Source organism: Rhizobium sp. SVR5-2C, assembly GCF_056755115.1.
Genome location: NZ_JBNDHT010000095.1, coordinates 1 through 26,780, shown reverse-complemented (window position 1 = coordinate 26,780; position 26,780 = coordinate 1). Strand labels below are relative to the sequence as shown.

31 protein-coding genes are annotated in these 26,780 nt (G+C 58.6%); 8 read left to right on the top strand and 23 right to left on the bottom strand.

Going from position 1 to position 26,780, the window contains the following annotated elements; translation table 11 throughout:
- On the bottom strand, positions 1-609 hold a 609-nt coding region (locus ACPYOI_RS23815), incomplete at its 3' end, for a DUF1236 domain-containing protein (RefSeq protein ID WP_481423436.1).
- A 274-nt stretch (positions 610-883) separates the two neighbouring features.
- Between ACPYOI_RS23815 and ACPYOI_RS23810 the strand changes: the two genes are divergently transcribed.
- A complete protein-coding gene (locus ACPYOI_RS23810) occupies positions 884-1,528 on the top strand; it encodes an MBL fold metallo-hydrolase (protein ID WP_481417708.1) in 645 nt (214 codons plus the stop codon).
- A 108-nt stretch (positions 1,529-1,636) separates the two neighbouring features.
- On the opposite strand, the gene ACPYOI_RS23805 is transcribed toward ACPYOI_RS23810, so the two are convergent.
- The 6 genes from ACPYOI_RS23805 to ACPYOI_RS23780 form a co-directional block, all read right to left on the bottom strand.
- Positions 1,637-2,053, bottom strand: coding sequence for a BA14K family protein (locus ACPYOI_RS23805; RefSeq protein WP_481423435.1), 417 nt, complete (start codon positions 2,051-2,053; stop codon positions 1,637-1,639).
- Positions 2,054-2,192: 139 nt separating this feature from the next.
- Positions 2,193-2,408, bottom strand: a complete 216-nt coding sequence (locus tag ACPYOI_RS23800; RefSeq protein ID WP_018897410.1) for a cold-shock protein — start codon at positions 2,406-2,408, stop codon at positions 2,193-2,195.
- A 481-nt stretch (positions 2,409-2,889) separates the two neighbouring features.
- A complete protein-coding gene (locus ACPYOI_RS23795) occupies positions 2,890-3,780 on the bottom strand; it encodes a DMT family transporter (protein WP_481417706.1) in 891 nt (296 codons plus the stop codon).
- 127 nt (positions 3,781-3,907) lie between these two features.
- Positions 3,908-5,056: a PQQ-dependent sugar dehydrogenase gene (locus tag ACPYOI_RS23790; protein ID WP_481423434.1), complete on the bottom strand. Its 1,149-nt coding sequence runs from the start codon at positions 5,054-5,056 to the stop codon at positions 3,908-3,910.
- A gap of 59 nt (positions 5,057-5,115) precedes the next feature.
- On the bottom strand, positions 5,116-5,889 hold the full coding sequence (locus tag ACPYOI_RS23785; protein WP_481417704.1) for a sortase domain-containing protein: 774 nt from the start codon (positions 5,887-5,889) through the stop codon (positions 5,116-5,118).
- On the bottom strand, positions 5,889-6,260 hold the full coding sequence (locus ACPYOI_RS23780) for a hypothetical protein (protein WP_481417703.1): 372 nt from the start codon (positions 6,258-6,260) through the stop codon (positions 5,889-5,891). The genes ACPYOI_RS23785 and ACPYOI_RS23780 overlap by 1 nt, the downstream gene beginning before the upstream one ends.
- Positions 6,261-6,614: 354 nt before the next feature.
- Here ACPYOI_RS23780 and ACPYOI_RS23775 point away from each other — a divergent pair, with 354 nt between their 5' ends.
- From ACPYOI_RS23775 to ACPYOI_RS23765, 3 genes are all read left to right on the top strand, one after another.
- On the top strand, positions 6,615-7,817 hold the full coding sequence (locus tag ACPYOI_RS23775; protein ID WP_481423433.1) for a pyridoxal phosphate-dependent aminotransferase: 1,203 nt from the start codon (positions 6,615-6,617) through the stop codon (positions 7,815-7,817).
- Positions 7,818-7,917: 100 nt separating this feature from the next.
- A complete protein-coding gene (locus ACPYOI_RS23770; protein WP_481418830.1) occupies positions 7,918-8,184 on the top strand; it encodes a type II toxin-antitoxin system Phd/YefM family antitoxin in 267 nt (88 codons plus the stop codon).
- A complete protein-coding gene (locus ACPYOI_RS23765) occupies positions 8,181-8,567 on the top strand; it encodes a type II toxin-antitoxin system VapC family toxin (RefSeq protein ID WP_168830524.1) in 387 nt (128 codons plus the stop codon). The genes ACPYOI_RS23770 and ACPYOI_RS23765 overlap by 4 nt, the downstream gene beginning before the upstream one ends.
- 24 nt (positions 8,568-8,591) lie before the next feature.
- Here ACPYOI_RS23765 and ACPYOI_RS23760 read toward each other — a convergent pair whose 3' ends face one another.
- The gene (locus tag ACPYOI_RS23760) at positions 8,592-9,689 is read right to left on the bottom strand and encodes a calcium:cation antiporter (RefSeq protein ID WP_168830525.1); all 1,098 of its coding nucleotides are present in this window, start codon (positions 9,687-9,689) and stop codon (positions 8,592-8,594) included.
- Between the two features lie 241 nt (positions 9,690-9,930).
- Between ACPYOI_RS23760 and ACPYOI_RS23755 the strand changes: the two genes are divergently transcribed.
- Positions 9,931-10,215, top strand: a complete 285-nt coding sequence (locus ACPYOI_RS23755) for a DUF2188 domain-containing protein (RefSeq protein ID WP_168830526.1) — start codon at positions 9,931-9,933, stop codon at positions 10,213-10,215.
- Between the two features lie 76 nt (positions 10,216-10,291).
- Here ACPYOI_RS23755 and ACPYOI_RS23750 read toward each other — a convergent pair whose 3' ends face one another.
- On the bottom strand, positions 10,292-11,206 hold the full coding sequence (locus ACPYOI_RS23750) for a LysR family transcriptional regulator (RefSeq protein ID WP_481423432.1): 915 nt from the start codon (positions 11,204-11,206) through the stop codon (positions 10,292-10,294).
- Positions 11,207-11,297: 91 nt separating this feature from the next.
- Here ACPYOI_RS23750 and ACPYOI_RS23745 point away from each other — a divergent pair, with 91 nt between their 5' ends.
- A complete protein-coding gene (locus ACPYOI_RS23745; protein ID WP_481418824.1) occupies positions 11,298-12,320 on the top strand; it encodes an NAD-dependent epimerase/dehydratase family protein in 1,023 nt (340 codons plus the stop codon).
- Here ACPYOI_RS23745 and ACPYOI_RS23740 read toward each other — a convergent pair.
- The 6 genes from ACPYOI_RS23740 to trxB form a co-directional block, all read right to left on the bottom strand.
- Positions 12,317-13,120, bottom strand: coding sequence for an aminoglycoside phosphotransferase family protein (locus ACPYOI_RS23740; RefSeq protein WP_481418823.1), 804 nt, complete (start codon positions 13,118-13,120; stop codon positions 12,317-12,319). The two genes, ACPYOI_RS23745 and ACPYOI_RS23740, sit on opposite strands and share 4 nt — an antisense overlap.
- A 72-nt stretch (positions 13,121-13,192) precedes the next feature.
- Entirely contained in the window at positions 13,193-14,317 is a 1,125-nt protein-coding gene (locus tag ACPYOI_RS23735) for an alkene reductase (protein WP_481418822.1), read from the bottom strand.
- Between the two features lie 28 nt (positions 14,318-14,345).
- Entirely contained in the window at positions 14,346-15,512 is a 1,167-nt protein-coding gene (locus ACPYOI_RS23730) for an MFS transporter (protein ID WP_481418821.1), read from the bottom strand.
- 2 nt (positions 15,513-15,514) lie between these two features.
- The gene (locus tag ACPYOI_RS23725; RefSeq protein ID WP_481418820.1) at positions 15,515-15,808 is read right to left on the bottom strand and encodes an ArsR/SmtB family transcription factor; all 294 of its coding nucleotides are present in this window, start codon (positions 15,806-15,808) and stop codon (positions 15,515-15,517) included.
- Positions 15,809-16,334: 526 nt separating this feature from the next.
- Complete coding sequence (locus ACPYOI_RS23720) at positions 16,335-17,231, bottom strand: LysR family transcriptional regulator VtlR (RefSeq protein WP_168830532.1); 897 nt, start codon at positions 17,229-17,231, stop codon at positions 16,335-16,337.
- 23 nt (positions 17,232-17,254) lie between these two features.
- A complete protein-coding gene (gene trxB, locus ACPYOI_RS23715) occupies positions 17,255-18,229 on the bottom strand; it encodes a thioredoxin-disulfide reductase (RefSeq protein WP_481418819.1) in 975 nt (324 codons plus the stop codon).
- A gap of 230 nt (positions 18,230-18,459) precedes the next feature.
- On the opposite strand from trxB, the gene ACPYOI_RS23710 reads away from it, so the two are divergent.
- Positions 18,460-18,927 carry an Lrp/AsnC family transcriptional regulator gene (locus ACPYOI_RS23710; RefSeq protein WP_168830534.1) on the top strand — a complete coding sequence of 156 codons (468 nt, stop codon included), beginning with the start codon at positions 18,460-18,462 and terminating at the stop codon, positions 18,925-18,927.
- Positions 18,928-18,955: 28 nt separating this feature from the next.
- Positions 18,956-20,350: a hypothetical protein gene (locus ACPYOI_RS23705; RefSeq protein ID WP_481418818.1), complete on the top strand. Its 1,395-nt coding sequence runs from the start codon at positions 18,956-18,958 to the stop codon at positions 20,348-20,350.
- 30 nt (positions 20,351-20,380) lie between these two features.
- On the opposite strand, the gene pseI is transcribed toward ACPYOI_RS23705, so the two are convergent.
- From pseI to ACPYOI_RS23665, 8 genes are all read right to left on the bottom strand, one after another.
- The gene (pseI, locus tag ACPYOI_RS23700; RefSeq protein ID WP_481418817.1) at positions 20,381-21,451 is read right to left on the bottom strand and encodes a pseudaminic acid synthase; all 1,071 of its coding nucleotides are present in this window, start codon (positions 21,449-21,451) and stop codon (positions 20,381-20,383) included.
- Between the two features lies 1 nt (position 21,452).
- Entirely contained in the window at positions 21,453-21,974 is a 522-nt protein-coding gene (gene pseH, locus ACPYOI_RS23695) for a UDP-4-amino-4,6-dideoxy-N-acetyl-beta-L-altrosamine N-acetyltransferase (protein WP_481418816.1), read from the bottom strand.
- Between the two features lies 1 nt (position 21,975).
- Entirely contained in the window at positions 21,976-23,085 is a 1,110-nt protein-coding gene (gene pseG, locus ACPYOI_RS23690; protein ID WP_481418815.1) for a UDP-2,4-diacetamido-2,4,6-trideoxy-beta-L-altropyranose hydrolase, read from the bottom strand.
- 8 nt (positions 23,086-23,093) lie between these two features.
- Positions 23,094-23,870, bottom strand: a complete 777-nt coding sequence (gene hisF / locus ACPYOI_RS23685; RefSeq protein WP_481418814.1) for an imidazole glycerol phosphate synthase subunit HisF — start codon at positions 23,868-23,870, stop codon at positions 23,094-23,096.
- Entirely contained in the window at positions 23,864-24,505 is a 642-nt protein-coding gene (hisH, locus tag ACPYOI_RS23680) for an imidazole glycerol phosphate synthase subunit HisH (protein WP_481418813.1), read from the bottom strand. The genes hisF and hisH overlap by 7 nt, the downstream gene beginning before the upstream one ends.
- A complete protein-coding gene (locus ACPYOI_RS23675) occupies positions 24,502-25,653 on the bottom strand; it encodes an N-acetyl sugar amidotransferase (RefSeq protein WP_481418812.1) in 1,152 nt (383 codons plus the stop codon). Before ACPYOI_RS23675 ends, hisH begins: the two co-directional genes overlap by 4 nt.
- Positions 25,654-25,672: 19 nt before the next feature.
- Positions 25,673-26,374 (bottom strand): pseudaminic acid cytidylyltransferase, encoded by a 702-nt coding sequence (pseF, locus tag ACPYOI_RS23670; RefSeq protein WP_481418811.1) that lies wholly within the window; start codon positions 26,372-26,374, stop codon positions 25,673-25,675.
- On the bottom strand, positions 26,371-26,780 hold a 410-nt coding region (locus tag ACPYOI_RS23665), incomplete at its 5' end, for a DegT/DnrJ/EryC1/StrS family aminotransferase (RefSeq protein WP_481423431.1). The genes ACPYOI_RS23665 and pseF, both read right to left, overlap by 4 nt.

The following is a 26,780-nucleotide window of genomic DNA, read 5'->3' as shown; positions in this document are numbered from 1 at the left end:
GACATAGACAATACGCCGGGTGCCCGGATCGACCAGAACCGGACGGTCATTGATGCGCACGTAGCGGTACTGATAGTCCGGAATTTCCTGGAAGGTCACGCTGGCCGGGACCTCGGCACCGACGACGACATCGCCGCCCAGCCGGACGGCCTGCCCGGGTGCGGTTTGAATGTAGGTGCGGACGGTGTCCGGCGGCGTTATCGTTTCGACGGCGCCAACGGGACCGAGCAGTTCGTCGCCCGGTGCGGGTTGCGGGTCAGCAGGGATCACGGTTGCAGTCGACTCATACGTGACGGCCGGGACGCCGAGGACAGTCTGGTTCTGCTCGACGATCATGGGGCGGCCTTGGTGCTCGACCTGCAGATATTCGGCGTAAACCCAACCGCGCATGCCGTTTACATCGACACGGCACCAGCGGCTGCCCTGAATGCAGCCATCGAGGATCGCGGGCGATCCTCGCGTTGCGACGCCGACAGAAGGATATTGCGGGCCAGGTCCGGAACGCACATTGAGGTCGCTGACGGCCGTCGCGGTCATTTCCGCATGGGCCAAGCCCGCACTCGCGACGAGCACGGCGCCTGCCAGGAAAAGGTTTCTCGTGAAGGTCATTCGGTTTCTCCTTCCATTGCTGAGCGGACAACGCACCGTCTCTCGCGTGGTTCCAAGGCTTGGAGCCGCGAGTTGAAAGAAGGATTCAGCCAAAACCAAGAAGGCATTGAACTCACAGCGAAAATACCGGTCACCCCAGGCTCAGTTGCGTGCCTGAACCGCGATGAACTGTTGTTACCGCATGTCGTCATAGCGTGAGGGAAACATAAAAGCGGCTGGCTTTGATGGTCTTTCTCGCTATATCGAGGCAGGCAGAGACCAAACGAGGCATATCATGGGCATGCTCCAGGCCGGTATCATTCCGGTTACTCCCTTCCAGCAGAACTGCACGGTGCTTTTCGACCCCGACACCAAGGAGGGGGTTGTTGTCGATCCGGGCGGCGATGTGCCGGTCATTCTCAAGGTGCTTGAGGAAAACGGGTTGGTCATCAAGGAGATCTGGCTGACGCACGGGCATCTCGATCATGCCGGAGGTGCAAAAGAGCTGAAGGAGGCGCTCGGCGTCGATATCGTTGGGCCTCACCAGGACGACCTGCCGCTGCTCGAGCGGATCGAGACGCAGGCGCAGACATACGGGATTGCCGGGCTCCAGAATGTCGTGCCGGACCGTTGGTTACAGGACGGAGACCGGATCTCCTTCGGCTCCCACGAGTTCGAGGTTTATCACACGCCGGGCCACGCGCCCGGCCACGTCATCTATTTCAACCGCGCCCAGAACTTCGCCCATCTCGGCGATGTGCTCTTCAACGGTTCGATTGGCCGCACTGATCTGCCGGGGGGCAATCACCAGCAACTTCTCGATTCAATTCGCGACAAGGTTCTGCCGCTCGGCGATGACGTAGGCTTCATCTGCGGACATGGGCCTGGCAGCCGCATTGGCGACGAGAGGCGGAGCAACCCGTTCTTGCGTGGTATCTGACGCGATTGGCGCCAAGCCCGCATTTCGACCAGCTTCTGATCTCGACATTTGGACAAAACAAAAGCGCCGCTCGATGAGCGGCGCTTTACCCTTTCAAAGGATGCGGAATCAGCCTGCAGTGCAGAAGTGTTCGCGACCGTCATTGCCGATAAAGGTGCCGCTGCTCGGGTCGAAGCTGCGGTAACGGTAAGAGCAGTAGCGCGCCCATTGCGGGGTCCAGGGTTCGAGGCCCGCGCGAACCGGAGCGTAGTAACGCGGCGGCGCACGATAGACCGGAGCAGCTTCGTATTCCGGCTCATAGGGCGGGTCGATGTAGCGCGGCTCATCGTAATAATAGCGAGGCTGGCTGGCGATCGCCGAGCCGACGACCAAACCGGTTGCGAGGCCGACGGCGCCGCCGACGAGCGCTGCGTTGCCATCGTTGTGGTGGTGCCAGTGGTCACCGGCCGATGCTTCGCCGATCGCGGAGAAGGTGAGGGCCGCGGCAGTAGCCGTCAAAAGAAGTGTCTTGGCGAGCCTGTTCATGTCATATCCTACTGTTGGAGCCGATGAGGTTCCTGCCAAATGATGGTGACAAAATAGGGACGGCCATCTGAACGAAGGCTGAATGACAAAACCCGGCATTGCTGCCGGGCCTCAACTCGAATGACAGCCTTGAAGAGGGTCAGCCGTCAATCTGCAGATTGACGGCTTTGGGGCCCTTGCCCCGGCGATCCGGCTCCGTGTCGAAGCTAACCTTCTGGTTTTCCGTCAGGCCGGCGAGGCCGGAAGCCTGAACGGCGGAAATGTGAACAAAGATGTCGGCGCCGCCCTTATCCGGCTTGATGAAGCCGAATCCCTTGTCCGTATTGAAGAATTTAACAGTGCCAGTCTCGGCCATGCGTCAGGTCCTTTTCTCTCTGCCCGCCATCCACACGGGCAGCATCAACTATGTTCCTTGCGGAACGTCGGCAGGCAATTCTTGACTTTCGAGAAAAAGGTCCCCTCTACCTCGACCTGTCTCATGACGGGATTATTCCCCACCTTGGCGAGACTGGCTGACCGGAATATTAGCGTCTCCGGCGCGCACATTCTTAAGGACTTCCCACGCTCGCAAAATGCCCGAACACCGTGAGATTGCTGCGATTAAAAGGAATTGGCAAGCAAAAGTTTTTTAACCTGTTGCTGGAAACACACTTCGCCCGGCTATCCTATTTGCGCCAAAACGCAAAATTTCGCTCCGGGTGTAGGCGCGATCACCGTTTTAAATTGCCTGCGATACAAATTGTGAGCACATTTTCCCAAACGTACAACGATAGCGCGTTATCGAGAGTATGGAATTTTTTTTCAATTTGCTCGCGAGTCCGCGAGTGGGAAGAGCTTCAGGCGGGCTCGCTGCGCCGCTTGCCAAGTTCCGGCACGACTTCCACTGCCAGCATAGCGGTAAACATCAGCGCACAACCTGCATAGCCGAGCGGAGGCATTGTTTCTCCGAGAAGCAGCGCGCCGAGGGCTGAGCCGAAGAGAGCCTCGGAGGACAGGAATATCGCCGCCTGCGATGGTGTCGTGTAGCGCTGGCCGATCACCTGCAATACGAAAGCGACGCCGGAAGAGAAGATGCCGACATAGAGAATTTCGGGCGCGGCGGCCATGATCGCTTCCATGCTGATCGGCTCGACCATTACCGCCACGACGAGCGCGCAGATCGCGGTCACTGCGAATTGCATCACCGAAAGTGCGAGCGGCCGTCCCGTCTGCGAAACCGTGGTCCCAGCCAGCGTTATCTGGATCGCCCAGAAGGCGGCGCAGACGACCGTGAGGCCGTCGCCCCGTGTGAGTGCCGAAAGATGCCCGCCGGAAAGCATGTAAATCCCGGTCACTGCCATGGCAGCCGCCGGCCAGATGATCCAGTGGGGAGGGCGGCGCAGGAAGGCAACCGCGATCAGCGGCACGAAGACGACATAGAGCCCTGTGATGAAGCTGGAATTTGTCACGGTCGTCGTCTGTAGGCCGATCTGCTGGGTCGAGGCGCCGCCGAAAAGCGCTAGTCCGATCAGAATATAGAGGCCCATATGACGGCTTGTCGTCTTGATCCTGGCCTTGCGCGCTTCAAGGAGCACGAAGGGCAAGATAGCGACCGTTGCGACCGCAAAGCGCAAACCGATGAACCAGAACGGGCCGATCGCCTTCATCGCCGTCGATTGCGCGACGAAGCCACCGCCCCAGATGGCGGCAGCGAGCAACAGAAGGAGGTTCGCCTGGAGGCGCGTCATGTCAGTCCTTGATGATGTGGGGCAGGGTGTATCGGTGGACGGTTATCAGCTGAACTTCCCTACGGCAAGGGCGAAGGAGGGCGGTTTCGGATGTCGACGAAATCAACAGCGGCTGTTTGCGCGGCAGCTAGCCGTCCTGGCCGTCGGCGCGCGAGACGCGCAGCAGCGCACCGTCGTCCTCGTCCGTCACCATCAACAGTGCACCATCAGGCGCGACGACAATATCCCGGATGCGCCCGTAGACATTTTCAAACATCCGTTCTTCCGTGGCGATGGCATCTCCCTCATCGCGCTGCATCCGGGACAGCAACTGAAATTTAAGGGCAGCGACCAGAAAGTCGCCATCCCATTCGGGAAACATCTTGCCGCGATAGACGGCGATGGCGCCGGGCGCAATGGACGGATCCCAATAATGCAACGGCTGCTCCAGTCCTTCCTTGGCCGTGCCTTCACCGATCTCGGCGCCGGAATAGTCACGGCCATAGGTGATGATCGGCCATCCATAGTTCTTGCCCGGCTCGATCAGGTTGATCTCATCGCCGCCGCGGGCGCCGTGCTCGACGGTGTAGAGCTTGCCTGAGGCCTTGTCGAACGTGATGCCCTGCGGGTTGCGGTGGCCTTTCGTCCAGATTGCCGGGAGCGCCTTTCCATCCGTCCTGAACGGGTTATCTGCAGGGATACTGCCATCTGGATTGAGATGCACGATCGAACCTGCATTGTCCTTCCAGTTCTGTGAGCGATCGCGACTGCCACGATCGCCGACGCTGATGAAGAGGCTGCCGTCCGGGGCGATCGCGATGCGTGAACCATAATGCATGCCGCTGTTGGTTAGCTGCGCCATCGTGAAAATACGCTTCACGTTCTCAAGCTTCATGCCGTCGGCGGCAAGCGTGGCGCTGAACGCTGCGGTGCCCGTGCCGCTTTGATCGCCGATCGACGCCGTGAAATAGAGTGTACGGCTCGTCGCGAAGTCCGGAGCAAGGGCCACGTCCAGCAAGCCGCCCTGGCCGCGGGCGCTGACCTTCGGCACGCCGGCGATCGGCTGCGAAAGCTTGCCGTCCTTGACGATCCGCATATGCCCGGGCCGCTCCGTCACCAGATAGGCGCCGTCCGGCATGACTTCGACAGCCCAGGGATGCTCGAGGCCCTCCGCGAGATTTTCGACGCTGACTGCAAACTCCTTGGTCTCGACCCTGTCCGCCGCCGAGGCGAAGGCGGGTGGGAGGAAAGCAGCGCCGCTGATCAGCGATGCCGCCAATGTCCTGGAGATAGTCATGTCGTTCCCCCTCGCTTCCATTCGTTTTCAACGTGGAGCAACGGGAGGGTGCTTCAACCTTATTGAGGCGCGGATAACGGCTTTGTGTTTTGCGGTGGAGTGCTACCGGTTGATGTGGTGTCCACCAGTTCCGCCTCAACGGCATAGCGCACCGACTCTGCCGTAGCGGAAGGCGGGCACGTGGTCAGCAGCAGACGCCGGTCACCGGGTGTGGCATCCGTGGCGATTTCATCGCATCGCACTTTCCGGCTTTCATCGGCCTTGAAGGTCAGCATCGTGCCGTCACGGCGGGTGATCACGATGTCGTCGCCGGGCTTCACATTCTTCAGCCAGCGCAAATGCGTGCCGCTCGAGCCGGCGATCACGGAGGTGCCTTCCTCGCCAAGCTGTGGCGTGTCACCGAGCCAGGCAGGGCCGAAGGCGGAAGCCTCTCCGGAAGCGCCTGATAGCACGATCGTCTTCTCGCCGAGGCGCGGCGATCTGACTTCCGCGACGGTAGTGAAGTCCGCCCAGGGCCATGGCTTCGCATTCTCGCCGTGCAGCTCGGCAGTAAAGGCGCGCTGCAACAGCATTTGCGAGAGTTCTGCCTTTCCCTTGATGTAGAAACCGTTGGCCACGAGCGCGATGCCACAAAAGGCAAGCCCGGCGATCCCGACGGCAATCATTCTCTCGACTGTCGAAAGTGTTGCGAAAAAGGAACCTTTCCGGGGTGGTTCCGGCGTGTCGTAGGCCGTCGCCGCAGCCATTGCCATGGCCAATTCCAGGTAGGTCGGCAGCGGTTCGAACTCGTCGCCTTCTTCATTCCGGCTTTCGCCGCGAGGCCTTGGCGGCATTACCTTGCCCTCGCTGTCACTAGACCCTTGACCCGTCTGCGCCATATCGCAAGTGCGCTTGCACCCGTCAGCGCAAGTAGCAGCATTGTCAGGCCGCTCATGATCTGCTCGTCGGCTTCTTTCGCCATGTGCGGCCGCGTCGCTGGAGCGGCGCTGCTGCTGACCAGCGGGGCGGCTACTGGCGCGGCGCTGGAATTCGTTAGCTGCTCGATCGTCTGCGGTTGCGGTGTCTCCTCGGCAGCCCGGGCCGTGGAAAGCAGTCCGACAATGATGACCACCAGGGCGGCAAAGCTCGTGATCGCAATCAGGAAAGAAATTGAAATGCGAGCGTCGCGAAGCCGCGCCGTCGCCAACTCATCGCCCATAAACATTGGCATACTCTCAATAAACCGATTTTCGAATGGCCGAAGATGAGGCTTCGATCCCGGCGGGCTCGCGACCAAATTGCGGCACGCCCCGTCATTTGTTGCGGCTTATTCAGGGCAGAGATGAAACGGGCGAAGGCCATGATTCCAAAGCAGTAAATACGGATGTCCTGAGAGCTTGGTTCAAGTCAAGTGCAAGATGGAGCAAGCGATGGCTGCAGGATGCGTCAATTGATCAATAAGAATCATTGGCCCCATTACGCCTTTGCGCTTGAAATGCCCTCATTCATTGGACATAGAGCTTAGCGCAGAAATCCTGTCCCGGCCTTCTGCCCCTTTCAACCGTATAGGACCGCTATCATGGCCTTTCTTGCCGATGCTCTTTCCCGTGTGAAGCCTTCAGCCACCATCGCCGTCGCTCAGAAAGCGCGCGAGCTGAAAGCCAAAGGGCGCGATGTCATCGGGCTCGGCGCCGGCGAACCGGATTTCGACACGCCCGACAATATCAAGGAAGCGGCGATCGACGCGATTCGCCGCGGCGAAACCAAGTACACGCCGATCTCCGGCATCCCGGAACTGCGCAAGGCGATCGCCGCGAAGTTCAAGCGTGAGAACAATCTCGACTATACCTGGGAGCAGACGATTGTCGGCACCGGCGGCAAGCACATTCTCTTCAACGCCTTCATGGCGACGCTGAATGCCGGCGACGAAGTGGTTATCCCGACGCCTTACTGGGTATCCTATCCTGAGATCGTCGCCCTTTGTGGCGGCACGCCGGTTTTCGTTGCGACGACGCAGGAGAACAACTTCAAGCTCCAGCCGGCCGACCTCGAAAAGGCGATCACGCCGAAGACCAAGTGGTTCATGTTCAACTCGCCATCCAACCCGTCGGGCGCTGCCTATACGCACGACGAGCTGAAGGCGCTGACCGACGTGCTCGTCAAGCATCCGCATGTCTGGGTGCTGACCGACGATATGTACGAGCACCTGACCTATGGTGACTTCAAGTTCGCGACACCGGTGGAGGTCGAGCCCAGCCTCTACGACCGTACGCTGACGATGAACGGCGTCTCCAAGGCCTATGCCATGACCGGCTGGCGCATCGGCTACGGCGCCGGCCCGCTGCAGTTGATCAAGGCGATGGACATGATCCAGGGCCAGCAGACCTCGGGCACGACCTCGATCGCGCAATGGGCCGCCGTCGAGGCCTTGAACGGGCCACAGGACTTCATTCCGGCGAACAAGAAGATCTTCGAAGGCCGCCGCGATCTCGTCGTCTCCATGCTGAACCAGGCCAAGGGCATTTCCTGCCCTGTTCCGGAAGGCGCCTTCTACGTCTATCCGTCGTGCAAGGGCCTCATCGGCAAGACCGCGCCGTCCGGCAAGGTCATCGAGACCGACGAGGATTTCGTCACCGAACTCCTTGAATCCGAGGGCGTCGCCGTCGTCCACGGCTCGGCCTTCGGCCTCGGTCCGAACTTCCGCATTTCCTACGCGACCTCGGAAGACCTCCTGGAAGAAGCCTGCCGCCGCATCCAGCGCTTCTGCGGCGCCTGCAAGTAAATAACGGCAGCAGAGCCGGCATCGATCGAAGCCCGCCGGAAACGGCGGGCTTTTTGCTGCCGGAATTGACAATGTGGCCACAAGTGGCTACATTTGCAGCATGAAGACCGTGTCCATCCGCGATGCCAAGAACAGGCTGACCGAACTCGCCCGTGAGGTCGAGGACGGTGAGACGATCGTCGTGACGCGCAACGGCCGCCCAGTCTTCGATCTCGTCCCGCACAAGCCGCGCGGTGGTTTGAATTTGGAGGCTGGCCAAGCTTACCTCCGGTCAAGGGGCATTACCAATCCCGTGCCCTTCATAGCTGATGATTTCGATGATCCTCTACCGGAGGATTTTCTCCTCAGGCCTCTGCCTGAGCCATGAGGCTGCTGCTCGACACGCACATTGTCCTTGCGATCCTGCGGAAGGATGTCGGGCAGCGGTTTCCCGATGTCGCAGCCCTATTAAGCGATCCAAAAACAGTCGGCTTTGTCAGTGTTGCGAGTCTATGGGAAACGGCGATCAAGGCAAGGCTGGGCAAGCTCGATCCCGGAATGCCCCTCGAAGATATGGCGCAATCACTTCAGGAAATAGGATTGGCGCTCCTCGGGATTGATGTCAGCCACGTCATAACCGCGGCCGAGCCGGAGCCTGACACCCGCGACCCTTTCGACCGCCTTCTGCTCGCCCAATGCCAGGTCGAAGGCCTGCAGCTTGTGACGATCGACCGGGCGCTGACGGACCACCCGCTGGCGTTGAAATTTTGATCTGCTTTTGCCCCGGCTCCAGCTTCAAAGCCCTAGCGCCGACAACATCAGGAATGTCGCGAACAGAATGAAATGGGTCATGCCTTCGATGGCGTTGGTTTCGCCGTCGTTGAGGTTGATGGCCGCCGCGATGAGGGTGATCATCACCATGACGGTCTGCACGGGCGTCATCGCCATGATGAAGGGTTGGCCGGTATAAAGCGCAATCGATTCCATCACCGGCACTGTCAGGATGACGGTCGATAGTGAAGCGCCCATGGCGATGTTGACGGTTGCCTGTATGCGGTTTCGCAGGGCCGCCCGCAACGCCGTCAGGATTTCCGGGGCGGCTGAAATCGCAGCAACGACAATGGCGGTGATGGCGACCGGGGCACCGGTATCCCGCAGCCCCTCCGTCATGAAGGCCGACATGAATTCGGCGAGCGCCCCGATGATGATGACGCCGGCCAGGATGGCGGCAATCGATACGGAGGTGGTCTCCTCCGCATGGTATTCATCGGGATTCTCCTTTCTTCGGTCCGCACGCGGGTAGCTGTAGCTGAAGAAATAGCTGTGCTGGCCGACCTGCATGCGCAGGAAGAGGCCGTACAGCGCGATCATGGCGAAGATCGTGAAGGCAGAATAATAGTGCCACTTGCCGGCTGGTACGAATTCCGGAACGATCATGGAAATGCCCATGGCGGTCAGGATCATGACGCCGTAGGTTTTCCCGGAATTATCGTTATAGGGCTGCTCCCCATGCTTCAGGCCCCCGAGCAGTGCCGCGAGGCCGAGGATGCCGTTGATATCGAGCATCAGGGCCGAATAGATCGTGTCGCGCACGAGCGTCGGCGAACCCTCGCCGCTCATCATGATGGCGAGGATGATCACTTCGACGGCCACGGCCGACAGCGTGAGGATCATCGTGCCGTAGGGATCCCCAACCTTCATGGCGAGGATTTCGGCGTGATGGGCAACGCGCATCGAGGCAAGCACGATCATGCCGACCAGAGCCGCCGCGGCGACTAGTGTGATGCCGCGGCCCATCTCCGTGATCACGTGCTCGAGTGGGTATGCAGCGAAAGCGACGGCAAGCCCCGCAAGCAGGAACTTCTCGTCTTGAAGGCGTGATGCAATCCTCAAGGTTCCGGCTCCTGCTATGATCCAGTGCAAGATCTAAGTCGATGATTTTCCGGATCAAGCGAATATGCTTCGGGGCTAATTTGCAGTCTGGGGCGTTTAATGGAATACTGACTGCATTGGTCAGCCGGAATAATCGCGGCGCGCCCAGTTTCTCGCCTTGCCGCCGCGATGGCACCGGATGCAGTCCGGACGCATCTGGCTGTTCCTTGATAAGGACCGTTAGGCAAAAAAGGAGAGGCGCATGATTAAGGTGGTTTACGAGGTCGTTCCCCACGACGGTGGCTGGGCTTACCGGCTGGGAGAGGTCTATTCCGAAGCATTCCCATCGCATGCCGAAGCGCTGGAGGCGGCCCGCATCGTCGCGGCCGAACAGCAGGTCGGCGGCGATTCCGCCGAGATCAGCTGGCAGGACGACAAAGGCAAGTGGCACGAGGAATATGCCGAAGGCGGCGATCGTCCGGAGACTGAAGTCGTCGATAGCAGGTGGAAGGGTGGCAGTTCCGCCGATGCTTCTCCCGGCGCCTGAGCTGCAATATCTCAAAGCCTCCGCTCCGCGATCTCGCCTAAGGTGCTGCGACCGCATTCCGGTGTAGTGGCCTGCTTCATAGCGGCGGCTTATTGCCGATAGTTCTCTTCAGATACGCCTGCAGCCCCCCGACAAGTGCGTCGAAGGCGACCCGGCATCGCGGCGACGTCTTCAGATTCTCGTGCATGGCGACCCATGCGCCGAGATGCATGTCAAGAACGCTGGGCAAGATGCGGATCAGATCTGGATGTTGGTCAGCGAGCCCTGTCTGGCAGAGGCCGATGCCGATGCCGGCGCGAAGGGCGGCGAGTTGCGCCAGATTGCTGTCCGCCCGGAAGGAAAATTCGATGCTTTCAGCGATCGGAAAACGCTTCATCAGCGTCCGGACATAGGCGGTTTGACGGTCGAAGCCGATCAGGCGGTGAGTTTTCAGATCGTCAAAGCTGTGCGGCGTGCCATAGCGTTCCAGATAGCGCCGATGGGCGTAGCACGCGAGCGGTATGTCGCCGATATGTCGGACGACCAGAGCATCCTGTGTGGGCTCTGCCATCCGCACGGCGATGTCGGCTTCGCGGTTCAGCAGGTCCTCAATGGCATCCGAAGCGGAAAGCTCTATCTCGAGGTCGGGATACTTCTCCTGCAGAGAGGCGAGGATCAGCGGTAGAACCTCGACGGCAACGACTTCGCTGGCGCTGATGCGAACCGTGCCTGCCACCGTGTCGCGCTGGTCCGATGCCGCACGCAGCAGTGCGCTCGACGCGGCAGCCATCGTCTTCGCATAGGGTTCAAGGGTGATGGCCGCATCGGTCGGCAACAGGCCGTTCGGCGAACGGGTGAAAAGCTGCGCGTCGATGGCTTGCTCCAGAGCATCGATATGACGGCCGATGGTCGGCTGCGTCAGACCCAGTTCGCGCGCGGCGGCCGAAAGCGATCCGAGCCGCAGCACGGTCAGGAACGTCCGGTAGAAATCCCAGCTTGGCTCGTCGTTCATAAATTTCCGTATATCAGGTGCACAAATTTCGTCAATTTTGTTTAGGTGGCTGTCCGGATAGATCTCTTGCAACAGCAGATGGAGATCACGAATGTCCGAACAGAACGATGCAAGGAAGACAGTGCTGATGCTTGGTGCCACCGGCGGGATCGGCGGCTCCGTTGCGGACAAGCTCGCCGCCCGCGGCTGGCATGTGAGAGCGCTCAATCGAAATACCGCCAGCGCCGTGAAGGCGCGTCGCAGCTTCGAATGGGTGCAGGGCGATGCGATGAACGCCGTCGACGTTGCAGGTGCGGCGCAAGGCGTGGACCTCATCGTGCATGCGGTCAACCCGCCGGGTTATCGCGATTGGGAAAAGCTCGTTCTGCCGATGATCGACAATACCATCGCGGCTGCCCGTACGGCGGGTGCGCGTATCCTCCTGCCGGGTACGGTTTACAATTTTGGCCCGGACGCCTTTCCGGTTCTGCGGGAGAACAGCCCGCAGCATCCGCTCACCAAGAAAGGCGCGATCCGCGTCGAGATGGAGCGACGGCTGAAAGCGGCTTCCGAACAAGGAGTGGGTGTGATCATCGTTCGCGCGGGCGATTACTTCGGGCCCGGCGCGACCACGAACAGTTGGTTCTCGCAGATAGTCACGCCCGGAAAGCCCGTGACAGCCATCAAGAATCCTTCGCCGCATGGCGTCGGACACCAGTGGGCCTATCTGCCGGACGTGGCCGAGACGATGGCGCAACTCGTCGAGCGTGCCGATCGCCTGCCGCGCTTTGCCGCCTACCACATGGACGGCTTCTGGGATCACGACGGCAAGCAGATGGTCGAAGCGGTGCGGCGCGTCGTGGGCGGCACCGTCAAGGTGAGTGCCTTTCCCTGGTGGATCGTGCCGCTGGCAGCGCCCTTCGTTCGCCTCATGCGGGAGGTGAATGAGATGCGCTATCTGTGGAGGGAACCGCTGCGCATGGCCAACGACCGCTTGGTCGCCGAACTCGGCTACGAGCCGCAGACGCCGATCGATGAAGCGGTTCGCACGTCACTGATCTCGCTCGGCTGTCTGCCCGAGCTGCGGGGCAAGCCGGCGAAAGCGTTATCCGCGCAAATCGAAGGAACGCGCTAGGCTTGCTGCAATTCCGCGAGTGCGATGCGAGCCACGGCGAGGGGGCTTTCGGCCCGGGTGGACATATCGTCGCCCAGGAACCAGGCCGCCGACAGCCCGGAATAGGCGGCGATCCATTTCAGCAGGCGTCTTGGTTCCATGGCGGTTTCGGCGCAGACGATCTGCAGTTGACGCTGCAGCCGGCCCGGCGCGCTGATTGCCGGAAGGTCTTCGTTGGCGAAGATGTTGGCATAGTCAAAGCCGCGTTCGCCGAAAAGGCCCTTCGGGTCGATCGCAAGCCATCCGTCCTCTTCGAAGTCAAGGATGTTGCTGTGGTGAATATCACCATGCAGGACGACCGGATCACGCGGATCTGAAAGCAATTCCTCGGCAATCACGCTGCATTCGGCAAGCGTGCCGCCATAGGCTTTCGCGGCAGGCTCCAGTTCCCGGAACCAGCGGCGGAGCGGAATGAGGTCCGGCAGGGGCTTCTTGCGCGGCGCATGCAGCCTTTCGACGGTGTGGCAGATGATGCGGCTTGCTTCATCGTCTTCGCCATCCATCGCCATCTTCAGCAGGGAACGGCCACCGGTCGCCCGCTCAAGCAGGACCGCCTCTTCATCATGGGCATAGACCTTGGCCGCACCGTCGCCGTCCCACCAGTGCATCAGCGCGCCGCCGGCTCTTTCGGCCCCGTCGCGGGACAGTTTAAGCATTGCTGGCTTGCCGTTCCAAAGCACGGGCAGGAGGCGGCTTGAATGGGTGATGATCGGCTCGCCGTCCGGCGTCAGCGACCAGCGGCCGAGATAGGATTCGAACATGGCCGCATCCTACGGGTATCGGCCGAAAAAGAAATCCCGCCTTTCGGCGGGATTTCGTATCGTGCCCGAATGTCAGGCGGCCTTTTCGACCAGCGGATAATCGATGTAACCCTTTGGCCCGCCGCCGTAGAAGGTGGCCTGTTCCGGCGTGTTCAGCGGCAGGTTCTTCTCCAGGCGTTCCACCAGATCCGGATTGGCGATGAACGGCTTGCCGAAGGCGACGAGGTCGGCGCGGCCGCTCTCGACGGCGTCGATCGCCATGCCGCGGTCGTAGCCGTTGTTGACCATCCAGTTCGCCTTGCCGCCGGCCTTCTCATAGGCCTGGCACAGCGCCTTATAGTCGAAGGCGGGGTTTGCGCCCTGCTTGAAGTCGCGCTCGCCGCCGGTCTGGCCTTCGACGACATGGATGTAGGCGAGGTCGTATTTTGCCAGGCCTTCGACCACGTGGGTGAACAGCGCCTGCGGGTTGGAATCGTAGCTTTCGCCCGCAGGCGTGACCGGTGAGATGCGGATTGCGGTACGGCCGGCACCGATCTCCTTGGTCACCGCGTCAACCACTTCGAAGGTGAAGCGGGCGCGGTTTTCGATCGAGCCGCCATACTGGTCGCTGCGGTCGTTGACGCCATCGCGCATGAACTGGTCGAGCAGGTAGCCGTTTGCGCCATGGATTTCGACACCATCGAAGCCGGCGTCAATCGCGGCGCGCGCCGCCTTGCGATAATCCTCGACGATGCCCGGGATTTCCGAGGTTTGGAGGGCACGCGGCTCGGAAGTGTCGACAAACGTGCCGGTGCCATCGGCATTGACGAGATAAGTCTTGGCCTTGGCGACGCGATTGGTCGAGGAGACCGGCTTGCCGTCGTTCGGCTGCAGCGTGGTGTGCGAGATGCGGCCGACGTGCCACATCTGCACGACGATCTTGCCGCCCGCGGCGTGAACGGCGTCCGTCACGCGCTTCCAGCCGTCGAGTGCTTCTTTCTTATAGAGGCCGGGAACGTCTGCATAACCCTGAGCCTGATGCGTGATCGCCGTTGCCTCGGTGATGATGAGGCCGGCCGTTGTGCGCTGGCGGTAATATTCGACGTTCAGGTCGTTCGGGACCGCGCCCGGCGAGCGGTTACGCGTCAGCGGTGCCATGACGATCCGGTTTTTGACGGCAATGTCGCCAACCTGCGTGGGTTCGAAAAGCTTGGTCATGAAAGTCCTTTCTTGCTTTTGCGGGAGGTCACTCTGCGGGGGCGGGGGCTGTTCTACCCCTGGCAGAGAGATAGGTGAGCGCGGTCGCGCCAAGGCCGATCAGGGCCATCAAGGCAGCCGCAAGCGGAACGCGGGTCATTTCGAAGCCGGTCTCGAGAACCATGCCGCCGGCCCAGGCACCGAGTGCGTTGCCGGTGTTGAAGGCGCCGATATTGATGGTCGAGACGAGGTTCGGCGCATCCTTGCCGAAGCCGACGACGCCGACCTGCAGGGCAGGGACTGCCGCGAAGGTGGCGATCGCCCAGACGAGCAGCGTGATTTCAGCCGGAACGAAGAAGCGGCTCGTATAGCTGAAGGCGATTGATGTGAGCGCGATGAGGGCGAAAACACCCGCAAGCGTCGTTCCGAGGTTCCAGTCGGCGAGCTTGCCGCCGACTAGATTGCCGACGGTCAGGCCGACACCGATCAGGAACAGCGTCCAGGTGACGCCTTCGGGAGAGAGGCCGGTGACGTCTCTCAGCAGCGGCGCGATATAGGTGAAGAGCGCAAACATCGAGGCCGAAAAGAAGACCGTCGTCGACAGCGCGAGCCAGAGGCGACCGTTGCGCAGCGCCGAGATTTCAGCAACGAGGCTGCTTTGAGCCTCCTCCTTGTCTTTCGGAAGAATGGCAATCAGGCCGAGTATGGTAACGATGCCGATGACGGTGACGACGGCGAATGTCGAGCGCCAGCCGTAGGCCTGGCCGATCGCCGTGCCGAGCGGCACGCCGAGGACGTTTGCGAGCGTCAGGCCGGTGAACATCAGCGCGACGGCGCGGGCCTTGCGATCTTCGCTTACCAGGCCTGCCGCGACGACGGAACCGATGCCGAAGAAAGCCCCATGGCAAAGCGCGGTGACGACGCGGGCAATCATGAGAACCTGGTAATTCGGCGCAATGGCGCAGAGCAGGTTGCCGGCGATGAAGAAGGCCATGAGCGCAATCAGCGCGGTGCGGCGCTTCAGCTTGGCCGTAAAGACCGCCATGACCGGCGCGCCGATCGCAACAGCCAGCGCATAGCCGGTGACGAGCCACCCAGCCTGCGGAATGGTGACGGAGAGATCTGCGGCCACTTCCGGCAGCAGGCCCATAATGACGAATTCCGTCGTGCCTATCGCAAAAGAGCTCAAGGCGAGAACAAGAAGGGCGAGGGGCATGATTAAAGATCCTGGGAGAGCTGCTTCAGGAAAGCGGCAATGGTTTCTTCGTTTCGCTTGTAGAATATCCACTGGCCGACACGGCGGGTGGTGACGAGGCCGGCGCGATGCAAGACGCCGAGATGCGAGGAGACGGTCGACTGCGACAGGCCACAGCGTTCGAACTGGCTGGCGCAGACGCCCATCTCAAGAGGATGCTCCTGCGACGCAAAATGCTTCTCTGGGTTCTTCAGCCAATTCAGAATTTCCATCCGCGCCGGATGCGAAAGCGCCTTGAGGATCTCGTCTTTGTCCATCGCCTGGGGCCGATCTATAAATCGAAATTTATCGATATATGGATCGGCGATTTTCGATATGCAAGTCACGAGGGTGTGAGCTGGAATGATTTGACGCTGTGATTAAATTTTAAGCAAAAAAAGAGGGCCGCCGAAAAATCGGGGCCCTTTAAGGTGTGAAGGTCAAAAACCTCCAGAGGGGAACAGCTAATGCGGTGGCACTGGGAGAGAAGCCACCAAAGTGCATCAGCTACATGCGATATGGTGGTTTATTGGGCAGCTTTCAATGCATTTTTGTGCATGCCTGCTATGCGCTGCACAAAATATGCTGCAACGCAGCGAAATATAGGCAAAAAAAGAGGGCCGCCGAAAGATCGGGGCCCTTATAGGTATGAAGGTCAAAAACCTCCAGAGGGGAACAGCTAATGCGGTGGAACTGGGAGGAAAAGCCACCGTCTGCATCAGCTATGTGCGATATGGTGTTTAAATGAGCAGACGGCAACCCTCTTTTGTGCATGCCAGTCATGCGCTGCGCGCATAGTCTCTGTCAGAAGCTCCAGTTTCTCGCCTTGCTGACGATGAAATCCCGGAAAGCCTTGAGTTTCGCGGCGTTCTTGATCTCGTCCGGATAGCAGAAATAGGTATCGAACGAGGGCACATCCGCATTGATCGGAAGCTGAATCAGGCCCGGGTCGCGACCGACGATGTAATCCGGCATGCATGCGACGCCGATGCCGAGCAGGCAGGCGCGCTTGATCGACGTCTGGCTGTTGATCTGCAGATGCGGAATTCGCTTGTTGTCCGAGGAGCGTCCGGCAACCTCCAGCCAGTTGACGTCAAGCAGGTAGCTGGGTGCCGGTTCGCCGAAGGTGATGATCCGGTGGTTGTCCAGATCCTCGACCGTCTGCGGTTCGCCATGCCGGTTGATGTAGGAAGGCGCGGCATAGACGTGCATGTGTACGGTGAAGAGCTTGCGCTGGATGAGGTCGGACTGCTGCGGCTGGCGAAGGCGAATCGCACAGTCCGCATGGCGCATGTTCACGTCCAGTTCCTCGTTGTCGAGGATGAGCTGGATCTGCACGTCCGGATAGAGTTGCATGAACTCCTGGATCTTGTCGGTGAGCCAGCCCTGGCCAAGCCCGACGGTCGTCGTGACCCTGAGCTTGCCCGACGGCGTTTCCGTCGTCTCGGTGAGCTGCATCTTCACCGTTTCGAGCTTCAGGAGCACGTCGTGGGCCGTGCGATAGAGCAGCTCGCCCTGTTCTGTGAGAATCAGCCCGCGGGCATGCCGATGGAAAAGCTTGGTGCCGACGTCCTGCTCCAGTGCACTGACCTGACGGCTGATGGCGGATTGGGACAGATGCAGTTTATCGGCCGCATGCGTGAACGATCCGGCCTCTGCAGCTGCGTGAAAGATACGCAGCTTGTCCCAATCCAATGGCATCCCCCCACCCCGCATAGCCTGTGTCACTCCGCAGCCACGGCGACGGGCATGTGGCCCGTCAGATATCGTTCGGCTTCCAGAGCGGCCATGCAGCCCAAGCCGGCTGCAGTCACGGCCTGCCGGAAGGTATCGTCCGTCACGTCGCCCGCGGCATAGACCCCCTCCACGTTGGTTGCCGTCGAATCCGGAGCGGTCCAGAGATAGCCGTTGTCCTTGAGCTTGAGCTTGCCCTTGAAAAGTTCCGTCGCCGGCGCATGACCGATCGCCACGAAGACACCGTCGACGGCGACTTCGCTGATGGCGCCGGTGCGGGTATCGCGCAGCTTGGCGCCGGAAACGGATGGTGGCATCGGCGGCTTAGCCGGTGTGCCGGTGATTTCAGCGACCTCGGTATTCCAGAGAACCTTGATGTTTTCCTTCGAGAACAGGCGTTCCTGCAGGATCTTCTCGGCACGGAAGCCGTCGCGGCGATGCACGACGGTCACCGACTTCGCGATGTTGGAGAGATAAAGCGCTTCCTCGACAGCGCTGTTGCCGCCGCCGACCACGATCACGTCCTTGTTGCGGTAGAAGAAGCCGTCGCAGGTCGCGCAGGCCGAAACGCCGAAGCCTTGGAAGTGCTGCTCGCTCTCTATGCCCAGCCATTTCGCCTTGGCACCCGTCGCGATGATCAGCGTATCGGCGGTCCACACCTGGCCGCTGTCGGTGCGTGCCACGAAGGGCCGCTGGTTCAGCTCGACTTCGGTGACGAGGTCGTTGACGATCTCGGCGCCGACATGCTTGGCCTGCTGCAGCATCTGGTCCATCAGCCACGGACCCTGGATCGGATCGGCAAAGCCCGGATAGTTCTCGACATCCGTCGTGATCATCAGCTGCCCGCCTTGCTCCAGCCCGGCAATCAGCACCGGCTTCAGCATCGCGCGCGCGGCGTAGACGGCAGCCGTATAGCCGGCAGGGCCGGAACCGATGATGAGCACCTTGGTATGGCGGGGGGGCATGAGATTTCCTTTCGACTGACAGGACGCGGCGGCTACTGAGCGAATAAGGCCATTTCGCGATCCCTGGTCATTTATGAACGTCCAGTGCTTTTATTCAAGGGCAGCCGTGCATTACCAACAAGGCATTGCATGCTCTTGTGCAAGATTCCGTCATGTAGGCGAAACATTCTTGCGTATTCCGCCGCTTTATATAGAAGCTGGCCGGCAGGAATTAAAGAAAGGCATACTGCGTGGTTCGCGCCGAACTCGACGTCATCGATATAAAGATCCTGAGAGAGCTCCAGACCGACGGCCGCATGACCAATGTCGAGCTCGCCGACCGCGTCGGCATCTCGGCGCCGCCCTGCCTTCGCCGTGTGCGGAAGCTCGAGGAAGCCGGCGTGATCGAGGGCTACCATGCGATGCTGAACAGCTCGAAGCTCGGCTTTGACCTCGTCGCCTTCTGTATGGTCGGCCTCAAGCATCAATCGGAAGCTAATCTCAAAGCCTTTGCCGCCGCCACCTCGAACTGGCCGCTCGTGCGCCAGGCATGGATGGTCTCCGGCGACAGCGACTTCCTGCTCCACTGCGTCGCCGAAAACCTGACCCGCTTCCAGGATTTCGTCATCGAGGTGCTGACGGCGAACGAGCATGTGGACACAGTCCGCACCATGCTGACGATCCGGCAGGTGAAGCGCTCAGGGCTGGTCGAGGTGTAATCGCAGTACTGATGTTGGCGAGGAACAAGTGTCCGAATTGCTCCGCTTAATTCGCTATCACCGCGACGGCTTCGCACGCTTCACCAAGATTCTTGATGGCAGTGCCGACTACGCCAACAATTTAATTGCAGGAAAAGCAATCAAAGGGGCGGGATCCTTCGACAGTACGTCCCTCGATATTGCTGAGAAGCGTGTTCTCGCTATCGCTGAAAATCGCAGATCGCTTCTTTCTGATTCTCTTCGCACGATAAAGCCACGATATTCTGGCGCGCTGTGCTATGGCGTTACAAAGAATAATTTGCGCGAATTCGCTTTCTTAGAGCAGCAATGTGCCGACATTGGTCTGAAAATACTCCAAGAAAATTTGTTCCACTACTCTCAGTTTATTGTAAGCCCGAGGAACGAGGCGAGAGTCGCTGCTGCGGCTCTTCTCATGCGTGACGTGGAGCAATTCTATAACGAGAGAACAAGCATAACTGCAGCTATTGTTCAGCAACAAGTCACCTATACCAGAGAGTTCCTGCGTTATCTTCTGGCTTTCAATGCTCCTGGGGCAATCTGGCCCCGGCTAATGGTGGTCGCCAATGATCACTATCCGACGCAGATTGCTATTTCGATGCTGATGAAGGGCGCGGGCGTGCCTCGAATGTATATTCAGCACGCGGAGGTCACGACCGCATTTCCTGATCTGGATTTTGAATACAGCCTTCTTCGAAACGAGGTTTCTCTCAATATTTATCAAGAAATTGGCCCAGTTCCGGGTGATGTTTTTATCCTATCGCGCTACCGGCAGCCATTTGCGCGGGAGCGGCTGCAAATGCAGTTCGGCGCCGGCGTGGGGGTCGTGATATATCCGAGTACTCTGGCTCAAGTGCTTGTACTCGCCGATATTATTAAGCGGCTCAAGGGTAACCCAGCAGTCGGAAAAGTTTATCTAAAATTACACCCGAACTCAAAGCTGTCAGCTGACGACATGGCCGCTCTCGATGGAGCCATTCGGACAGCGGCGGCTCCTGAGGATACCCACGTTGCGCTTGTGGGAAATTCATCTGTGGTCACCGAAATATTGCATAGCGGCGTTCCCGTATATCAATGCTTTGAAATGGATCCAATTCAGGCGGATTACTACGGCTATGTTCGATCGGGCCTTACCCAAGCCGTATCGGTAGATGAATTGTCCGAGGTCTTCTGGACGCCCTACCGAGTTGACGAGGAATGGCTAAGAACGTTTGCAAAGCTTGATCCCTCCGTATTCGAGCAATCTACGCGCGATCACCGACGCATGATCTCGGCGATAACGTCAACGATTGGGTCTGAACACTCAAAAGCGTCGTCCGGTGGCAGGAAAAGCCCGCAGCTCCTTACCAATACCCTTTCCCACATCAGTGCATGGGTCCGTTACTTCCGTGATGGCAGGTTCTGACTTCGTAGCGGCAGGCCGGTTATAATCCGTCTACCCTCGCGCTAAATGGGCAAAATGCGCTTCTGTCACAGGGGTGGCTGCAGATGCGTCCTTGACGAGCGGCAGGCCTATAATCTGCTCATAGAATTTAGGAGGCAGCCCAAAGCCGGGACGGACGCTTCTTATACTGTCTTCAGTGACGATGTCGCCGACCTTCATGTCTGTGATGAAATACAAGGACCGCCGAAACTTGACGTTGCCCTGCTCGCTGGATTTTCGGCCGTAGTCGATGCCGCCCAATGCGTTCCAGGCCACCTTGATCCCATCAGCAAGGTCCTTCATCTCCTTCGGTTCGAGGGAGAAGCTGTCGTCGGGCCCGCCGCCATTGCGGTCGAGCGTGAAGTGTTTTTCGACTATTCGAGCACCGAGGGCAATGCTCGCTATGGCTGTGGTGTTGTCGAGCGTGTGGTCCGACAACCCGGTAACTAGGCCGTAGCGCCTCATTTTGTCAGGAATTGTCAGCAGATTGTAGTCTTCCGGCGGGGCCGGATAGCCACTTACGCAATGTAAAATGGCAACCTCGCGGCAACCGCCATCGTGAGCCGCGGCGACCGCTTCTGCAATTTCGTCACCGTCTGCCATGCCAGTGGAAATGATCATCGGCTTTCCGGTGCCCGCGACATACTTGATAAGACCGAGATCCACTGCTTCAAACGAAGCAATCTTGTATGCAGGCGCATTCAGATCTTCGAGGAGATCCACCGCGGTTTTGTCAAAAGGGGAGCTGAAGATGGTAATGCCGAGATTTCTGGCGCGTTCGAAGAGCGGTCTGTGCCATTCCCACGGCATATGTGCTTCTTCGTAGAGCTGATAGAGACTCTTGCCGTCCCATAAGCCGCCACGAATCTGAAATTCTTCGGTATCGGCTTTCAGTGTAATGGTATCTGCCGTGTAGGTCTGGAGTTTGACCGCGTCGGCGCCGGCCTTTTTGGCTTCTTCAACGATGGCGAGCGCGGTTTCCAGCTTGCCATTATGATTGGCCGATAACTCCGCGATCAAATAGGGTGCGGTATCACGTGCAATGCGACGTCCCGCGATCGTTATGGACGGTTCTTTGGTCATTTCACACCCTTTTCCTTGCGTCGCGCCACTCCGCGGCGCTTATGCTAAAGCATACGATTTCACGGTGGGCCTGATCGTCCACCTGTCGTTCCTTTAGTTCGTCTTCGCGCCGGAAGCCCATCTTTTCGTGAAAGCGGATTGAAACCTCGTTAAAAGCCAACGCTTCTCCCCGGACAGTCTCTAATCTCAGATCAAAAAATGCATAGTCCAATGCCGCCAAACCGAGGCGAGTTCCGGTTCCCTTTTGCATGCCCGGCGCCACATAGAAGCCCCACTCGGCAACCTTCCCTAGCGTTGTCTCATACAGGCTGACATATCCCGACGGCTGAGATTGGTCCTCGAAAATCAATAAATGCCAACTTGGATCGGCCTGTTTTCGGGCAAACCATGCCCGATGCTCATCGAGGCTTATCTCGTGGCTCGTGTACATGACTTGGCGAACCTGCGCGCTGTTGCGCCACTGCAGCACCGTTTCGAGGTCTTCTTCCGTCATTGGACGCATATGAGGTTCGGAACGTACCATCTCAATGCTTCAGCATATTCAACACGGTAGAAATGCCGTTGCCATCCGTGATTTCGGTGCAAGCAGCAATCATCTTGAGGCGCCGGGCGGGGTCGGCTATCAGAGGATTGATTGCCGGAGCAAGCAGCTCATCCAACTCGCTTGCGCTATCAATCATTATGGCAGCGCCGGCTTGCTGCAAACCGCGGGCGATGAACTCCTGATTTTGGGCCAACACGACAATAACCGACGGCAGGCCTAGACAGCATCGCTCCCAGGACGTTGCTCCCGCTGCCCCGATCGCTAGATCGCTTCCGCTCATCAACGCAGCCATTTCGTCGGTGTCTACCAGAATGTCGGTCTGCCACTTTAGTTGAGATGCAGCCTGTCGAACGCTGGGAAGCCAGGGTGCGCGACTACCCATGACAATCGTTATCTTCAACTCATCAGGCAAAGCACAGGTCTCAAGCGCTGAAATTACTCTGCCAGTGGCGTTGTCCTTGTCGATGCCGCCCATCGCGATCAGCAGTTTTTGTACCTGGGTATCAAGTCGCCGTTCAAGAGTTGATGGCCGTAGCTGAGCGAACTCCTCCCGCAGCACCGCATAGCGCGGGCCCAACAACAGCTCACATTGCTCTGGCACCAAATCCAAGTAATCTTCAGCACGCCTGCCCAAGCTTTGATCCAGTAGCAAGTCGCAATCGTGCCGACGGTCGGCCAGGTCGTCGATCACCATGATCCGTTCGCAAAACGGCCGCATCGCAAGTTCCCAACGGCTGTCGACTGCGTAATGGTCCACGATCAGCCAGTTCGGGCGAAAGGCTGCAATTGGCTCGCGGCATTCCTCCGCATCAGCCTCTAGGCTTGTTGCCAGCCAGTCGAAATGATCTGGAAGTGGTTGGTGATGGGGTACACCAAGCTTAGTGGATTGTCCCCCAGCGGGAGCAGCAGATAGAACGTCCACCCGACAGCCGCGGGCCTGAATCTGCTCAATCAGGTTTCCTCTTAACTCACGACAAATAAAGCGAATCTCCGCCCCGGATTTCCGCAGCCGATCGGCCAATGTCAGGCAGCGCATGACATGACCGGTCCCGATTTCCAGAGACGCATCGGTACGAATGGCGATCTTCATTGTGTATCTTAGCTTGCCAGCCCCAGAGATTGTCGCACCGGTATGCCCGCCGCAGCCATGGCTGCTTTTGCACCGGCGGGGGTTTGCTCGGTAAAATGAAAAATGCTTGCGGCCGCGACCGCGGAGGCGCCTGCTTTATTTACGGCGTCGATCATATCTTGATAGCTTCCTGCGCCGCCCGAAGCGATAACCGGAATGCTCACGGTATTGACGACAGTTTCTATCAAAGCGAGGTCATAGCCGGTCATCGTGCCATCTCTCTCGATCGACGTTATAAGCAATTCGCCCGCACCACGGTCCTCGAGTTCACGAGCCCATTCTGCGACGTTCCTTCCTGTGTCTCGTGTGCCTGCGTGGCTGAAGCATCGCCAGCTCGATCCATCACCCTTTCGAACGTCAACGCTTGCAACGGCGCATTGAGCGCCATATCGCCGTGCGATCTGCGTTAGCAGTTGAGGATTCTCGTAGGCGGCAGAGTTCACGCTGATTTTGTCGGCGCCGGATCGCAAGAGGCGCTGCACAAATTCGATCTGCCTGATGCCCCCTCCAACGGTAAGCGGTACAAAGCAATCCTGTCCGAAATCATTAATCGATTCAAAATCGGGTTCATCGCCGGTTTCTTGCGCCACGATATCGACCAGAATCAATTCATCCACTTCGCGCTGATTGTAAACTTTGATTGCCGGCAGGACCGGGCCGACGCGGCGCCAGCTGTCGAATCCTTTTCCTTTTACCAAGCCAAAATGCTTCCACAAAAGCGTAGGAATGACCCTGACCTTCAGCACTTTACGCTCTCCAGGAAGTTCTTCAGGACTTTGTGACCCGCACTCGAGCTCTTCTCAGGATGAAATTGGGCACCCCACACGTGACCTTTGCCAACAACGGCAGTTACCGGCACGCCATAGTCGGTCGTTGCCAGGAGCTCGTCATCGGAATCCGGTACGAAAGCATAGCTGTGAACGAAGTAAAAATCAGTTCCATCGACAATGCCGTCAAGCAACGGAGAGGATCTGTCTTTGATGTGAATGGAGTTCCAACCCATGTGCGGAACGCGCAAGGTGCAGCCAAGCTTATCCAAGCGCTTGACGGTGCCCTTTATCATGCCCAGCCCAGCCATCGGCTGCGAAGGAGTATCGATGGCACCCTCTGTTCCCATGGTCGCGAGCAACTGCATGCCCAAGCAGATTCCGAACAAAGGCCGACCCGCCTCGACGCTTTTATGAAGAGCTTCCGGCCATTGGCTCTCATTCAGCCGCTTCATTCCTTCGGTGAAGTTGCCAACACCAGGCAAGATGAGACAGTCGGTTTGGTGAATCAGGGCAGGGGAATCAATAAGGGCGGGAACCGCGCGCAATTCTTCGAGAGATCGCAGCACCGATCCCAGATTTCCCACTCCATAGTCGATGACGCCTACCTTCATGGATTGTCGTAGTTCAGTTTGGCCAGCGTGCCATCCCGATCCTTGATAAGAGCGCCATTCGCATCGCGCTTGAAGATCTTCTTGTTCGTGAACTTGTCGCAGAGACGTATGAATTCATCCGTCGTCATTTCAAGCGGTCGCAAAATTTCATCAAGCGACTTGCCCAGATACGTCCAAGGGAATTGTCCATCTAGCCGGCGTACGGCGTCAAGGCCGTCCTGACGTGTAAGCCGACCGCGGCGAATATGCAGACAAGCCAGATCGGTAGCTCGGCCAAAGCCGAACTTTAGAAACTTGAAGTAGTCGTGGATGCCGTGCTGATGGTTGTCCAAATTTTCGTAGTTAACCATCGAACCTTCAACTGTCTTATGGTAACTAGTAAACCCGTTTGCCTGCGCGATCAAAGCGTTAGAAAGCCCGTCCCACGGCAGGTAATAACCAAGAAACAGACCAGTAACGCCGGTTCGGGCGAGTTGTTCTTCGCTGGGATAGGTGTAATTGATCAGATGCTTTGCTTCGATTCCCTCCATTCCGACGAGGTCCGAAACACGCAGGCCCAGCAAACCGCCAAACTCCTCAAGCCACCGGCGATTGAGAACATTGTTCTCCGCATCGGCCGCAGGGCCGCCGTACTCATTCTGGGAATTCTCGCCCCAGATGATCAGCGGAACGTTAAACTGAACCGCGGCCCGAACGGGGATCGTGAAAATTCCGACATGCTCAGGCCAGGCGATGTCGCCGACCTGTGTTAGCCCGATGCGGTTCAGCTTGGCCCGCACCAGTGGGTTGGGCGAAACTTCAACGCAGTCAACACCGAGATGCTTGAGGTTCTCGATGTTCTTCCGCCCGATATCACTCAGGTCGCATGTGCTTGATGTTACGCAAAGCGGATTGAGGCCTAGCTGTTTGATTCGGATCACCTGATAGGTGCTATCCTTGCCGCCACTCACCGGAACAATGCAATCCCAGTTGCTGCCATCTGTGCGTCGGTATTTTTCCAAGACTTTCAGAAGGTCCTGATGGCGCGCATTCCAATCCACCTCCTTGCGCCGCTCGTAGCTTCGGCAGGCATTGCATATGCCTTCCGAATCCAAGTGGAGATCAGGTTTGGTGTCAGGCATTACGCAACGTATGCAGTAGGTTAGCATCTAAAGTCTCACTTTTCCGTCAGGAACGATCCACAAGGCGGGCTAGAACCTCAAACATGAGTTCTGCGTATCGCCAATCCTCCTCTGTATCAATATCCTGGACGCGGTAGCGGGGGATAACGGCGGGAACCGAATCCGCGGAGAAGATAGGCCTGCGTGAAAGCCATGCGTCGCGTCGGCCCCAATAGAACTGGCCTGCATCGTGATAGGCTTCTTCAAGGTCCTGGGAACGGGTTGCAAACTGAGTTGGATCAAACATCGCGGCCCGGCCGGACGAGGTGATCTTGACTGCACGTTGTATGGGGAACGCGTATTGCGCCACCGGAAACACGTAATCGCAACCTTCTTCAATCAGCCTGTCTAGGCAAAGGCGAAGATCTGCGGCTTCGATAAACGGCGCAGTCGCATAGATGCAACAAATTTCGGTCGCAGGCATGTTGTTCTTGAGCGCCCATTCGACCCCGTGAGCTACGACCGGAGTGGTGCCTGTTTGGTCATCGGAGAGTTCTGCAGGCCGAGTGAACGGAACATCACAATTGTGAGCACGCGCGACATCTGCAATCTCCTGATCGTCCGTTGACACCAAGATCTTGTCAAAACAGCCGCTATTTTGCGCAGCTTCAATCGACCACGCAATGATCGGCTTTCCTGCGAAGGTTCGGATATTTTTCCGGGGAATCCGCTTGCTTCCGCCTCGAGCCGGAATAATGGCGAGTCTCATTCGAAGATCGCTTTTCTTAAGCTGTCTAACACTATGTCTTGCCCATCGACTCCAAGGCCGGGATAAAGCGGCAACGTGATAGCCTCTGCATAATATTTCTCGGCTTCGGGGAAGTCGCCTGCTTTAAAGCCCATCCGCTTGTAGTAGGGCTGTAGATGCACGGGAATATAGTGGACATTGACCCCGATACCCGCTTTCCGCAGGCGGCCAAATACGTCCTGCCGCGCAGAACGCACGCGCACAGGATAAAGGTGATACGATGAATACGTATCAGGATGCTGCCATGGGAGCTGCAGTGGCAGCTCTGCCAGTAGATCGTCATACCGTCTTGCGAGCGTCTGCCGAGCATCCACATACTTGTCCAATCGCTCGATTTGGCTGATGCCCAAGGCGGCCTGTACATCCG